The organism is Streptomyces polygonati, assembly GCF_042650325.1.
GTDB classification, from domain to species: domain Bacteria; phylum Actinomycetota; class Actinomycetes; order Streptomycetales; family Streptomycetaceae; genus Actinacidiphila; species Actinacidiphila polygonati.
In genome coordinates, this window is the sequence record NZ_JBHSBB010000007.1 from 413,180 (window position 1) to 426,186 (window position 13,007).

Here is a 13,007-nt window from a genome sequence, read left to right on the forward strand (position 1 = left end):
CCGTGAGCGGGCCCGGCCCGCGGCCCCGCCTCAGCGGCTCACTGGGCCTGCGCGCCCTGCGGCGACTGCCGCGCGATGCCCAGCGCGGCGGCGTACTGGCTGACCACCAGCTTGCCGACCGCCGGATACGGGCCGAGCGCGTCGGCGCCCGAGCAGCCGGCCTCCGCGGCGGCGGTGTGCAGCAGCTGCGGAGCGATCTCCGGTCCGATCAGGCACGGCGCGAGGGCCAGCGTGCCGGAACCGGAGGAGCGCAGCTGGTCGGCGGCGTGCGCGATCGCCCCGTCCTCGTCCAGCGCGGCGGCCAGCACCGGCACCGCGAGCCGCGCGGCCAGCAGCAGACCGGTCACCGAGGCGGCCTGCGCCGCCTCCTCGCCGCCGACGGTGGCCAGGATGATCCCGTCCGCCGCCGTCGCCACCGTGAACAGCCTGGCCCGGTCGGCGCGGGCCAGTCCGGCCTCGGCCAGCCGTACGTGCACCGCCTCGGCGAGCAGCGGGTGCGGGCCGAGCACGTCGGTCAGCTCCACCTGCGCCTTGCTGTCCGCGATGGCCTGCCGGATACGGCGCAGCACGGACGCCTCGGGACCCGCCAGCAGCGGCACCACGACCGCCGAGGTGTCCTCACCGGGACGGTCGGCCGCCACCTGGTCCAGCACACCGCGCAGGCCGGGGAAATCGCTCTGCCCGCTGTCCTCGCCGTCGACGAACGCGATCCGCGGATCGAGCCCGGCCAGCTCGGAACGGGCGATGCTCACGACCTCCTCGGCCAGACTGAGCGCGGCGGCGGTGGGAGTGCCGGGGACCGCCAGGACCAGCACCGGCGCGCCCTCGGGCGCGGTCAGCGCCTCCGGGCGGCGATGGCGTCCCGGGTGTTGACGCGGCGTTCGAACGGGGAGGCCGGAGGCGGGCCCTGGTGCAGTGCTCATGGCGACGCATGCTAACGCCTCACGGCGCCCATTCGTTCGGCCGGGTACGAGGTGGGTCAGACCTGTCCAGAACTGTCCGTTTCACCGGTCACGGTGGGTCATGGCACGAGTCTGAGCAGTACGGGATCGGCGGGCAGGCCCAGTTCACCGCGCTGCACCGCCCCGGCGATCAGCAGCGCGCCGTCCAGCGGGTCACCGGCCGCCGCGAGCAGGGCGGCGTCCGGCAGCAGCCGCTCCGCCTGGTCGCGCAGCGGCCCCATCAGCGGCTCGCCCATCTTGAACAGCCCGCCGGTCAGCGCCACATCGACCGGGCCGGGCCCCGGCCGGACCGCCGCGGCGGCCTCCAGGATGTGCGCCGCCGCCCGGCGCAGGATCTCCGAGGCCACCGGGTCCTGATGCGCGCAGCGGGCCACCTCGGGGGCGAAGGAGGCCAGTACGGCGGGCCGGTCGGCCCGCGGGTACAACTGGCCGGGCAGCGTCTCCACCGGGCCGAAGACCGCCCGCGCCCGCGCCAGCAGCGGCTCCGAGCCACCGGCCCGCCCGTCGTGGGCGCGCAGCGCCGCCTCCAGGCCGGCCCGCCCGATCCAGGCGCCGCCGCCGACATCGCCCAGCAGATGGCCCCAGCCGTCCGCGCGCCGCCAGCCGGAGCCGTCGGCGGTCACGCCGAGCGCGATCATGCCGGTGCCGGCCGCGACCACCACGCCCGGGCGCAGGCCGAGCGCCCCCGCGTAGGCCGTCACCGCGTCGCCGGCCAGCGCCAGCCGGTCCACGCCCAGCGCCTCGGACAGCGCTCCCGGCAGCCGGGCGCGCAGATCGTCACCGAGTGAGGCCATGCCGGCCGCGCCGACACAGGCCGCGGCGATCCGCGAGGCGCCGGCCCTACGCATCAACTCCCCGGCCAGCGGCAGCACCAGGGCGAGCAGGCTCTCGGCGTCGATACCGCGCTCGCCCACCACGGCGGGCCGGTCGGAGGCCGCCGGCGCGGTCGCCCGCGAGCCGTCGGGACGGGCCAGGGCGACCCTTACCCCGGAACCGCCGGAGTCCACGCCCAGCACCCAGCCGGGGTCCGGCCGGTCGGTGCCGGCGGAGACCTCGGAGTCGGGCACGGCTCAGCCGAACCCGCGGGAGTCCTGCTTGAGCGCGGTGTCCACCGTGAGCGCGGAGGCCACCACCATGCTCAGCAGCGGGTCGGCGAGCTGCCGGTGTATCTGCAGCACGTAGTTGTCCGCGGTGGTGAACATGGTCTTGGCCAGACCTTCCCAGGTCTTGGTGATCCGGGCGATCTCGGTCTCGGTGTGGTCCACGATCGCGAAGTTCCAGGCCCGCCAGTTCTCGGCCTTGATGGCGCCTATCTGCTGGCCGTCGTACATGAACGCGAACTTGATCTTGCCGAACGCGTTCTGCTGCACGATCTCGCCGAGCGGCTCGCCGCCGGGCCGCTGCACCACCACCTTGGACTTCACGAACTTCGCCGGCCGGGTCAGCACCAGCTGCGGCTGCCCCTGGGCGTCCCTGACCTCCAGCTTGTGGGTGAGGAACTGGTCGACGCTGGAGACGAAGCGCAGCACCTTCTTGGCGGTGCTCTGGCCGACCTCGACGACCGAGCCGAGACTCCGGCCGTTCTGGTCGAACACGCTGTACTCATTGACGAGTTCGATCAGCTTGGCCTTCTGGTTGACCACCAGCACCGGCTCGGTGAACAGCGTGCCGCCGCCCTGGCCGGGCGGGGTGATCCCGGCCTGCTGCTGCACCTGGCGCTGGACCTTGGCCGGGTCCGGGGTGCCGCTGACATTCACCTCCCAGGCGCTGCCGCCCTCCTGCTTGCCGGGCTGCTGGGGGACCTGACCGGGGTTGGTGTGCTCGGTCCACCGGGTGCCGTCCCAGTACCGCAGCAGATTCGGAGTGCCCTGCGGGTCGGCGTACCAGCCGGCCGGGGTGTCGGAATGCGTCGTCACCCGGGCAGAGTATCGTGGCGGACCGTCAGCGGAGCCGCCGATCCGGCAGCGGCGGTTTCGATGGCGGAGGGTGCCGGTGTGGGCCAGTAGGGTGACACCGTGCCGCCACAACCCCTTTCTGAACTTGTCGAGGCCGGCTGGGCGAAGGCCCTGGAGCCGGTAGCCGGACGTGTCGCCGCGATGGGGGACTTCCTCCGCGCCGAGGTAGCCGCCGGCCGGACATACCTCCCCGCGGGGCCGAATGTGCTGAGGGCGTTCACGCAGCCCTTCGACGAGGTCCGGGTGCTCATCGTCGGGCAGGATCCGTACCCGACACCGGGGATGGCCATCGGTCTGAGCTTCGCGGTGGCGCCCGAGGTCCGCAACCTGCCCGGGAGCCTGGAGAACATCTATCGCGAACTCGGCTCCGACCTCGGGGTGCCCCGGCCGTCGAACGGCGACCTGACACCGTGGACCCGGCAGGGCGTGCTGCTGCTCAACAGGGCTCTGACCACCGCCCCGAAGCGGCCGGCGGCCCACCGTGACAAGGGCTGGGAGCAGGTCACCGAGCAGGCGATCAGGGCGCTGGCCGCCCGGGGCCGCCCGCTGGTGTCCATCCTGTGGGGGCGGGACGCGCGCAACGCCCGGCCGCTGCTCGGGGAGCTCCCGGCGATCGAGTCCGCGCATCCCTCGCCGATGTCCGCGGACCGGGGCTTCTTCGGCTCACGGCCCTTCAGCCGCACCAACGAACTGCTGGTCGCACAGGGCGCCGCCCCGGTGGACTGGCGTCTTCCCTAGCGCGGGTGCGCCCGGCGGGGCGCCGTGACGTCAGCGGTCGTCGCCGTCGGATTCCGCCCCGCCGGGGTCTGCCGGGAAGTCCGCAGGGAAGTCGTCCGGCACGTCGTCGCGGAAGTCCTCGGGGAACTCCGCCGCCGGGTCCTCGCGGTCCGGCAGCGGCGGCAGCCGCAGATCGCCGGGGACGGGGCCCTCGTCGACACGGCGGGCATACCGATGCACCCGGACGTCGAGATTCATCCGCCGGGAGCGCTTGCTCAGCCGCCGGCGTTCGCGGCGGCCCGCTTCGTCGTCGTCCAGATCCTGCGCGCGCCGGCGCGTTTCCCAGAAGGCCTGTTCGCGGGCCGCCGCTTCCTCGCCGGGAGTCGGGCGGTCCGTTTCGTCTCGGCCGTCGCCGGCCCCCGCTGCCATGTCGCACAGTTTGTCACATCTATGCCGCCGGGACCGGGAGACCGCTCCGGCGCACGTCATTTCCGCGCCGAACCATCCGCCCGGTCGTGCCGTTTCGAACCGCCCTTTCCGGGTATCTGTTCGCGAGCCGTGGGCGGCTCCTTATTCCACCGGGGCGGCGGAAGCCGCAGCCCGGGAATTCGGGTTTCCCGCCGTCCCGGCCGCAGGACGGCGGGCCCGGCCGACCAGGCGTATGGCCGGAAAACATCGGCCGTGCGGAACGAAGCGATCGATTTCCGCGCGATCCCGGTCGTGTCCGGAAGAAGACCTGACACCTTGCCGTGCTGCCGACCGTAGATCCTCCGCAATTTCATGAGCGAAATATGAAATGATTAAATAGCGGAGCGCTCTTGGATATTGACACCCGGTCCCTGTCGAAGCATGCTCATAGTCGGTCTCTCCGGATTCACGGAGTGATGCTTTCGATGCCCCGCCGGAATTCTTTCGGGGCTGGACGAGAGGAAATACGCTGATGGCACCCACCGAGAACGTGCAGCAGCCGGGCCGTGAGTCCCTGGCCGACCGCACCCGGAACGAGCTGGAGATCGCCGGCTTCGACGAGGTCGAGACCCCGGAGGCCGACATCGTGAGCCTCGGCAGCGCCAGCTACACCAAGATGCTCGGGAAGATCTACTCCTGACCGGGCAGCCCAGGGGTCCGGCGCCTCGCCGCGCCGGGCCCCGCGCGCCGTCGGCCCATGTCTGCGAGGGACGGTCAATGATGCGACTCACCCCGGAACTGCCCTACCTGGACGAGGCGGGCCACGTCTATGTGCCGCTGGCCGGCCCGGAGGGCGCCTGCCTGAAGCTGAACAGACACGCCTCGCAGGTGTGGCGCGCCGCGCTGAGCGGGCCGGTCGACCTGGACGCACTGGCCGCCGCCGACCGGGACTTCCTGCGCGCCTTCGTCGGGCAGGGTGTCCTGCTGGCCGCGACCGCGGACGAGCGGTACTGAGATGAACACCCCGACGACCCACCCGACGGTCTCGCGGACAGCCGCCGCGAAGCCCCCGCCCGCACCGGTGTCCGCGCCCGACCCGGCCCCCACCCGGCCGCCCGTCCCGGCGGACAAGCCCGGCATCGCCCTGGTCAATCCCTCGGTCGGCTTCTCCGACCGCCGCAAGTCCAAGCCGATCGGTCTGGCCTACCTCATGGCCTATCTGGACAAGCACGGCTATCCGAGCTCCGGCTTCGACTTCGGGGACTCCGAGGACGACACCGTGGAGCTGGCCGAGCTGTACGGCCTGGACCGCTTCGATGTCGTCGGGTTCTCGGTCTACAACGAGTCGTTCCGCAACGCGATCGCCATGGCCGAGTGGATCAAGTCCCGCCGTCCCGACTGCCTGGTCGTGCTCGGCGGCCCGCACGCCACCGCCGTGCACGAGCACATCATGCGCCGCTACCCCTGCGTCGACGTCGTCGTCCGGCGCGAGGGGGAGGAGGCCATGCTGGACCTGGTCCGTCACCTCGGCGACCGCGAAGCGCTGACCCGGATCCAGGGCACCACCTGGCACAGCGCGGACGCGGACGGCGTACCGCTGATCAACGCGGACCGGCCGTTCGTGCCCGACCTGGACCAGATCCCGTTCCCCGACGCGGAGTTCACCTCGCACTCCGGCTATCCGGACCTCACCTACTTCGACGAGGTGCAGGGCCGGCTCAAGGCGGCGCTGACCATCTGCAGCAGCCGCAGCTGTCCGTACAACTGCTCGTTCTGCGGTGTGCTCACCATCGGGCGCAAGTACCGCTCCCGCGAGGCCGAACGCGTCGTCGCCGAGCTGCTGCACTTCCGCGAACGGCACGGAGTCCGCTACCAGCACGTCTACTTCAGCGACGCCAACTTCTTCGTCTCCCCGACCCGGGCGCTGGAAGTCGCCGAAGCCCTCCACGCGGCCGACCCGGACATCTCCTTCAGTTTCGGCACCCGGGTCAACCAGGTGCTCAAGGCGGCCGAGGTGCTGCCCCGGCTCAAGGAGTGCGGGCTGCGCTTCATCGAGCTGGGCATCGAATCCGCCTCGGAACCCGTGCTCGAGCGGCTCGCCAAGCATGTGAAACCGGAGGTCAACGTAGCGGCGGTCCGCCTGCTGCGCCGCCTCGGCATCGAGATCTCGCTCGACTTCATCATGCTCGACCCGGCCACCACCACCGCGGACATCCGCGCCAACCTCGACTTCCTGCGCGACACCGGCTTCTACGACTACGTCCCGCACGACCACCTGTACACCGCGCTGGTGCTCTACGAGGGCACGCCCATCCGCGACTTCTACGCGCGGCGGTTCGGCGTGGAGTTCGACCCGGACGACCTGCCCAGCCCCTTCGACCTGTTCGAGGAGCCCGCGGTGCAGCGGTTCAGCGACACGCTGCGGGCCTTCCGCAAGCGGTGGCAGGGCGACATCGACGACGCGCTCGCCGTCGGGGAGCTGGCACTGGCCTCCATGGGCGAGCACCCGGACATCCCGCGCGCCCTGCACGCGCGGTTGCAACTCGACGTGGTCTCGCTGCGGCACGCCCCCAACCTGCTGGTCGAGACCCTGCTGGAGGACGCCGAGGCCGGGTTCCCGCGGTTGGACACCGGGGGTCTGGAAGCACTGCTGCCCCGGCTCGGCCCCGATCTGGTCCCTCTGCACGACCTCATCCGACGAACCAAGGCAGCGGCCGGGCAGGTGGGCTTCAGCGAGATCCCCGGCGCCCCCGGCCAGCACGGAAGGGACTGATCCATGACGACCGCCCTCACAGCCGGCTCCGCCATCGAGGAACTCGGCCCCCCGGGTGTCCGCGGAATCTGCTTCAGCTGCGACTCGATCACCTCCATGGACGTGGCGGAGGAGACCGCGCTGAAGGCCGGAGCCGACGCCACCTGGTACAGCGTCGGCATCCTCGCCGACGATCAGGAACTCGCCCTGCGCTGCGCCGAGTTCTGCCGACGGCACGGGCTGCACACCCTGTTCCACCCGCTGGACCTGGACATCTGCGGCACCGACCCGCTCGACGGCCGGCTGCTGCGCGCGCTCGGCGAGCGCGCCGCCGAACTGGACTCCCCGTGGCTCAACATCGATCTGGCGATGTGGGTGCGCCGGGGGGAGACGCTGCTGGAGTCCCTGGTGCCGATGCCGCTGGTCGACGAGGCGGTCGACTGGGCGGTGGACCGGATCAAGCACGCCCAGGACGTCATCGGCCGCCCGCTGACGATCGAGAACGCGCCCTATCCGTTCGTCGTCGGCGACGGCGACATCCTCACCCTGATGACCCGGATCGCCGAACGCGCCGACTGCCTCATGACGATCGACCTCGGCCATCTCTACGGCCTGCGGGTCCAGCAGGGACGGCCCGCCGTCCTGCCCGGCGACGACGCCGTCGCCTGGGACCGGGTGGTCGAGGCCCATATGAGCGGCACGTTCGTCCGCCGCTTCGAGGGCGGTGTGCGGCTCGTCGACGACAAGCACGACTGGCCGGTGAGCGACGAGGTGTGGGAGCTGGCCGACACCCTGCTGCCGCGCGCGCCCCACCTGCGGTCGGTGATGGCCGAGGCGGAGGGCATGACCGCCGCGGAACTGTCCGACAGCGTACGGCGCTTCGCGCGCCGCGCCAGCCACTGGTGGGGTGAGCGGTGAGCGGTGAGGCGACACTGGACTACGCCCGGGTGGTCGACACCACCTGGCACATCCTCAACGCGGGCGGCGAACGGCGGGAGCGGCTGCTCGCCGCCCTGCCGGCGGGCGAGCGCGCGATCGTGGCCGACGGCACCAGCGGGCCGGGCTTCGCCATGGAGCAGGCCCGCCGCCGCAAGACCGTGGCCAATGTGCTGAACACCGCCTTCGCGGTCACCTTCTTCGCCTACTACGGGCGGACCGGCGCCGAGGGGCTGCACGCCTTCCTCGACAGCGGGGCGTGGCAGGACAGGCCGGCGCAGCCCGGCTCGGTGTTTCCGCCGGCCGCCACCTCCGCCGCGGCCTTCGCCGCGTTCCTGCGCTCCACGGACTGGATCGCCCGGCAGGAGGACTGGGTCGCGGAGGCGTTCGCCTTCGAGCACGACTACCTCTTCGGCGGCTCGGCCGGCACCCGCCGCCCGGCCGCCGGGGAGAGCGGTCTCGTCCCGGGCGCCTGGGTGGCGGAGGCCGCCTTCGACGTGCCCGAGTACGGCCGGCTGCTGCGCGAACGCGGTCCCGTCGATCCGTGGCCCGAGGCGCTGCTGCTGGTCAAACGGCGTCCCGCGCCGCTCGCCGTCGTCTCCCTGCCGGAGAGCGGGCGGGTCCGCCGCATCCGCCTGACCGGCGCCACCGTCGCCGCGCTGCGATGGCTGTGGTCGCCGGACGCGCCCCGCCCCGCCGATGCCACGTCGACGGGTGCCTATGCCAAGGCGGTAGCCGCCGGACTGGTCGCGGAGGACTCCTGGTGAAAGGCGGCGGCCCGGGCGCCGGCCCACCCGGGCCGCCGGAGGCGGAGACACTGGCGGAGGCCGAGGCGGACCGCCTGTACGTACGGCGGGTACGGCGCGGCTATCTGCTGGTGTCGGGCTTCGACTACTTCGCCGACATGCTGCTCACGGTCACGTCGGTGCTGCTGCTCCAGTCCTACGGGATGAGTTCGGGAGCCGTCTTCGCGTTGGTCGCGGCGGTGTGGATCCTCGAAGGGATCGCCGAGATCCCCACCGGGATCCTGGCCGACATGTTCGGCCGCCGCGCCTCGGTGACCGTCAGCTTCGCGCTGCGGGCGGGCGGCTACGGCGCGCTGTTCTTCAGCGACAGCGTGGCGGTGGCCGCCTCCGGCACCCTGCTGGCCGCGCTCGGGGGCACCTTCGCCTCCGGCTCCCTGGAGGCGTGGGCGGTGGACGAGACCCGGTCCCGGAACCCGCTGAGCCTGGACCGGCTCTTCGCCCAGGGAAAGATCGCGGAGAACGCCGGACTGGTGCTCGGCACCCTCACCGGCGCCGCGCTCGGCACCCTGGACCTGGCGGTGCCCCAGCTCGCGGCCGGATCCGCCTGCGCCCTGGCGGCTGTCGCGTCGGCGCTGCTGATGGCCGGCGGCCGCCACGCCCCGCGGCCCACAGGAGCCTTCGGCCAGCGCCTGCGCGGCTCGGCGCGCGAGGTCGTCACCGGCGCCCGCTACACCCTGCAGGGCGACCGCGTGCTGATCGCCCTGATCCTGGGGGCCGCGCTGCTGTGGCTGTGCCGCGGCATTCCCGGGGTGCAGTGGACGGTCGTGTACGACGGACTGGTCGGCGGTCATCTCGTCGTGCTCGCCCTGATGCGCGGCGTCGGCTCGCTGCTGGAGATCCCGTTGCTGGGCTGGACACTCGGGCTGCAGAAGCGCGGCGCGGGCGCCCGGCGCACCGTGATCGTCACCGCCGCGTCCGTCGGAGCGGTGTCGCTGGCCGCGGCCGGCCTGATCCGGGAACCGGCGGTGTCCATCGTCTGCTACGTGGGCTTCTCCACGGCCTTCGGGCTGTGCATGCCGGGAGTGCGGGCGGCGGTGAACGAACGCGTGGACGGCCCGCACCGGGCCACCGTCCTGTCGGTGGCGTCCCTGTTCAACAGCCTGTTCACCGGCGGCGGGCTGGTCGTGACGGGCATGGCCGTCGGCGACCTGGACAGTACGGCCGTGGCCTGGCCGCTCGCCGCGGCGGCCTTCGGCGCGGTCGGGCTGTGGGTCGCCGCACTCACCGTGCGGGCCGCGCCCGCACGGCCGTCCGATCGGGAGGCCGCCGCCGCGCTGCCGCAGGATGTGTCCTCGACATGACCGCCACCGGGGCGGACGCCTCCACTCAGGACGCCGCCGCTCACGACGCCACCGCTCAGGACACGGCGGCGAGGGACATCGAGGACCTGCTCGCCGACCTCCAGCTGGAACGCTCCGGTCTGTCCGGCCGCGGCCCGGACCCCGCCGCCGGGCGGGCCGCCCGGCTCAGCGGCGGGATCGCCCGCCTCGGGCTGTCCCGCTTCGTCGCCGAACTCCTCGGCGACGGGCCGCCGGTGCCCGCCACGGTGGCCGTACTCGACCTGGAGGCGGACGAGGCGGGACGGCGCGCCTCGTACCGGATCTGGCGTGCCGAGGCCAGGAGCGCCGCCGAGGAGGTCTGGCGGTGGCTGACCGAGCGCCGCCGCACCGCCGGCGACCGGCCCTGGTGGTGCGGGGAGTCCGCGCTGCCGCTGCCGGCCGATTCGGTACGGCGGCTCGCCGCGGTGACGGCGCCGGTCACCGATCTGGCGCCGATCGCGGAGTCCTGGGGACGCACGGCCGGGCTCGGCGACGGCGTCGAGGAGTACAACTGGCGCTGGCTGATGCTCGGCAAGGGCCTGCTGGGACCGTCGGCCGGCGCCGCCCTGCCGGGTCTGGACACCCTGCTCGGCCGACTGGTCGAGCAGGCCCGCGGCCACGGGCTGCTGCCGGCCGCCCACCGGGTCGGGCTGATCCGCCGGCCCAACACCCCGTCGATGGTGATGCCGGTGCGGCTGCCCGGACACTCGCTGCTGTCGCTGCCCACCGCGGTCACCCCGGTGACGGTCCAGTACCTCCAGCACGAGATCGCCCACCTCGCCGAGCACGCCGCGCGCCCGGCGGCCGCCCCGCTGGCCGCACGGTGGTCGTTCGACCCCCTGCGCTCCGAAGGCTGGGCCCTGCTGCTGGAACACCTCGTCACCACGCCCGAACCGCTGGTGCGGCTCGGACTCGACGAAGGCTCCGCCGCGGCCGTCGCCGGCTTCCTCGCCGAGGAAGAGCGCTTCAGCCGCGGGCTGATGGCCGCCGACCTGGCCCTGGAGGCCGAACTGGGTGGCTGTCGGGGCGCGGCCGGCGCGCTGGAGGCCGCCGCCGCGGTCATCGGACGCACCGGGCTGCGGTGGGCTCCCGAACTGCTCCTCATGCGGCAGCCGCGGATGCTGCACTGGCGCTCGTACCTGGCCGGCTACGCCTGGCGCGACACCGTGCTCGCCGGGCTCACCAGCCGGTTCGGCGCCGGATGGGCCGGGCGGGACGACGCCTGGGCGGCGCTGCTGCGGGCCCTGGCGTCCACCGGTTCGGCCGGCGCTTTCCTGCGCTCCCTCACCGCGCCACCGAACTCCCCGACCCCCGACCCGACAAGGAGTCCCGATGACCGCCGACCTGAGCACCAGGGAACCACCGGTCCCGTCGGCGGGAGTACACCTGCTCGCCCGTGACCCGGCGGACGTGCGGGCGCTGCCCTGGGGCCGGGCCCACGCGGTCTTCGACGCCTCGCCGGAAGTCGCTTCCGTGATGACCCGCGAGGATCTGGACGACTGGCTGGACTGCAGCCTGCTGCACTACCCGGTGCTCAACGCGATGCGCGGCGCCGTCCCGGTGCCGCCGGAGGAGCTGACCCGGGTGATCACCGTCGCGGGAGAGGCGCGGGGCGGTTATGTCGACGGCGCGAAGGTCCGCGCCCAACTCGCCGCCGGGGCCACCGTGGTCGTGCAGAACCTGCACGACTGGCACCGGCCCGCGCGGCTGCTGTGCGCACGGGCGGCGGAGCTGTTCACCGCCAAGGCGGGAGCGGTGGCCTTCTGGTCGCCGGCCGGCGAGGAAGGACTGCGGGTCCACCGCGACGACGGGCACCTCTTCGTGGCGCAGATCTGCGGGACCAAGCGCTGGTATCTCTACGACACCCCGCGCGACGCCGCCGACTGGCAGCCGGGATACGTCGACGGCCTCGACGAGCCGCAGGTGGTCGACCTGCGGGCGGGTCAGGTGCTGTACCTGCCGGACGGAATCGCCCACCACACCCGCACGCTGGACACCGAGTCCGTCCATGTCACCGTCGCGATCCGCGAGCCCGCTCTGCGCGGCGCCGCGGAGCTGGCGCTGCAGGCGTGCCTCGCCGGTGTCCCCGCGCACGCGGCCCTCTCCGGCAGCGCGGAGGACCGGGAGAAGGCCGCTGACGACCTGCTCAACCGGCTCGCCGACGCGCTCACCCGGGTCGACCGGACGGCACTTGTCGCCCACCTCGGGCGGCGTGCGATCGAGACCCGCGGCAGCCGGTGACGGCCGGCCGGGAGCACCGGGGGCATGGGTCCTCGCCGCCGGCCAGCACTCGCGCTCGCCCGGTCGGCGTCCGTCACTCCACCGGGCCGACGCACCTGCTCCGTACGGAGATCGGCCGCGGCGGCTCGCTCGCGCCGCCGGACTTCTCGTCGTCGCTGGGCGGCATGCCCGCGTTCCAGTCCAGTTCGTAGCGCTGGAACAGCTCCGCCCGCAGCCGGGCCAGCGGCATCGGGGCGCCCGGCAGCAGCAGCGCCACGGTGGCGCCCATGAGCAGGGCGCGCAGCAGCCGGTACTCCTCCTCGGGGTCGGCCGCGCCCCAGTCCGCCACGGCCTGGCGCAGCAACTGGGCCAGCCGCTGCTGCTCCGGGCACTGGATGAAGCCCTCCTCCTGGAGGATCGAGGCCATATGGGTGCGCATCAAGGTGGTGTGTGTCTGCGTCAGCCCGAGGATCGCGTCGATGGCCCTGGCCAGGAGTTCCCGGCCGTCCTCGGTGCGCGGCTCGCTCTCCAGCGCCGCCGCCAGCTCAAGGCTCATCAGCCGGTGCACCGCGGACTGGAGCAGCGCGCGCTTGCCGGAGAAGTAGTACGACACCAGGCCGCGGGCCGAACCCGCGTGCCGGGTGATGTCGGCGAGGGTGGTGGCCTCGTAGCCGCGCTCCTCGACCAACTCCACGGTCGCCTGCAGCAGCCGCTCCCGCGAGCGCTGACGCATCGCTTCATTGACCGATGCGCTTCGAGGGGACATGCTTTACTCCTGCGTTGACTGGCTGCGAGCCAATATACTCAGCGCATCCCGCCGTGCCACGGCTCGCGTGGGAATGGGAAACAGGCGCCGGACCCGGCGACGCGGGGGATCGTCGGGTCCGGCGTTCGTCTGCCCTGTCTTCCACGCACGACCCGGGCGCCGTCAC

At 73.1% G+C, this 13,007-nt stretch carries 14 protein-coding genes; 9 read left to right on the plus strand and 5 right to left on the minus strand.

The features are described 5' to 3' along the window. Window positions 1–38: 38 nt before the first annotated feature. The 3 genes from ACFO3J_RS08125 to ACFO3J_RS08135 form a co-directional block, all read right to left on the minus strand. Window positions 39–923, minus strand: coding sequence for a sirohydrochlorin chelatase (locus tag ACFO3J_RS08125; RefSeq protein ID WP_386427582.1), 885 nt, complete (start codon window positions 921–923; stop codon window positions 39–41). A 98-nt stretch (window positions 924–1,021) separates the two neighbouring features. After that, the gene (locus tag ACFO3J_RS08130) at window positions 1,022–2,029 is read right to left on the minus strand and encodes an N-acetylglucosamine kinase (RefSeq protein WP_386427584.1); all 1,008 of its coding nucleotides are present in this window, start codon (window positions 2,027–2,029) and stop codon (window positions 1,022–1,024) included. Window positions 2,030–2,032: 3 nt separating this feature from the next. Next, on the minus strand, window positions 2,033–2,878 hold the full coding sequence (locus tag ACFO3J_RS08135; RefSeq protein ID WP_386427586.1) for a phospholipid scramblase-related protein: 846 nt from the start codon (window positions 2,876–2,878) through the stop codon (window positions 2,033–2,035). A gap of 99 nt (window positions 2,879–2,977) precedes the next feature. Between ACFO3J_RS08135 and ACFO3J_RS08140 the strand changes: the two genes are divergently transcribed. Beyond that, window positions 2,978–3,655: a uracil-DNA glycosylase gene (locus ACFO3J_RS08140; RefSeq protein WP_386427588.1), complete on the plus strand. Its 678-nt coding sequence runs from the start codon at window positions 2,978–2,980 to the stop codon at window positions 3,653–3,655. Between the two features lie 30 nt (window positions 3,656–3,685). On the opposite strand, the gene ACFO3J_RS08145 is transcribed toward ACFO3J_RS08140, so the two are convergent. Beyond that, complete coding sequence (locus ACFO3J_RS08145) at window positions 3,686–4,063, minus strand: hypothetical protein (protein WP_386427590.1); 378 nt, start codon at window positions 4,061–4,063, stop codon at window positions 3,686–3,688. A gap of 511 nt (window positions 4,064–4,574) precedes the next feature. Between ACFO3J_RS08145 and ACFO3J_RS08150 the strand changes: the two genes are divergently transcribed. The 8 genes from ACFO3J_RS08150 (at window position 4,575) to ACFO3J_RS08185 (ending at window position 12,096) form a co-directional block, all read left to right on the plus strand. Continuing rightward, a complete protein-coding gene (locus ACFO3J_RS08150) occupies window positions 4,575–4,742 on the plus strand; it encodes a hypothetical protein (RefSeq protein WP_386427592.1) in 168 nt (55 codons plus the stop codon). Window positions 4,743–4,819: 77 nt separating this feature from the next. Further along, on the plus strand, window positions 4,820–5,056 hold the full coding sequence (locus ACFO3J_RS08155) for a hypothetical protein (RefSeq protein ID WP_386427594.1): 237 nt from the start codon (window positions 4,820–4,822) through the stop codon (window positions 5,054–5,056). A gap of 1 nt (window position 5,057) precedes the next feature. Then, on the plus strand, window positions 5,058–6,815 hold the full coding sequence (locus tag ACFO3J_RS08160; RefSeq protein ID WP_386427596.1) for a B12-binding domain-containing radical SAM protein: 1,758 nt from the start codon (window positions 5,058–5,060) through the stop codon (window positions 6,813–6,815). A gap of 3 nt (window positions 6,816–6,818) precedes the next feature. Then, entirely contained in the window at window positions 6,819–7,712 is an 894-nt protein-coding gene (locus ACFO3J_RS08165) for a multinuclear nonheme iron-dependent oxidase (protein ID WP_386427598.1), read from the plus strand. After that, window positions 7,709–8,497, plus strand: a complete 789-nt coding sequence (locus tag ACFO3J_RS08170; RefSeq protein ID WP_386427600.1) for a hypothetical protein — start codon at window positions 7,709–7,711, stop codon at window positions 8,495–8,497. The genes ACFO3J_RS08165 and ACFO3J_RS08170 overlap by 4 nt, the downstream gene beginning before the upstream one ends. Continuing rightward, window positions 8,494–9,837 carry an MFS transporter gene (locus ACFO3J_RS08175; protein ID WP_386427602.1) on the plus strand — a complete coding sequence of 448 codons (1,344 nt, stop codon included), beginning with the start codon at window positions 8,494–8,496 and terminating at the stop codon, window positions 9,835–9,837. Before ACFO3J_RS08170 ends, ACFO3J_RS08175 begins: the two co-directional genes overlap by 4 nt. Continuing rightward, window positions 9,834–11,255 (plus strand): hypothetical protein, encoded by a 1,422-nt coding sequence (locus tag ACFO3J_RS08180; protein WP_386427604.1) that lies wholly within the window; start codon window positions 9,834–9,836, stop codon window positions 11,253–11,255. Before ACFO3J_RS08175 ends, ACFO3J_RS08180 begins: the two co-directional genes overlap by 4 nt. Beyond that, window positions 11,188–12,096 (plus strand): JmjC domain-containing protein, encoded by a 909-nt coding sequence (locus ACFO3J_RS08185; RefSeq protein ID WP_386427606.1) that lies wholly within the window; start codon window positions 11,188–11,190, stop codon window positions 12,094–12,096. The genes ACFO3J_RS08180 and ACFO3J_RS08185 overlap by 68 nt, the downstream gene beginning before the upstream one ends. Before the next feature lie 73 nt (window positions 12,097–12,169). Here the strand turns inward: ACFO3J_RS08185 and ACFO3J_RS08190 are convergent, their stop codons facing one another. Then, the gene (locus ACFO3J_RS08190; RefSeq protein ID WP_386427608.1) at window positions 12,170–12,841 is read right to left on the minus strand and encodes a TetR/AcrR family transcriptional regulator; all 672 of its coding nucleotides are present in this window, start codon (window positions 12,839–12,841) and stop codon (window positions 12,170–12,172) included. Between the last annotated feature and the right edge of the window lie 166 nt (window positions 12,842–13,007).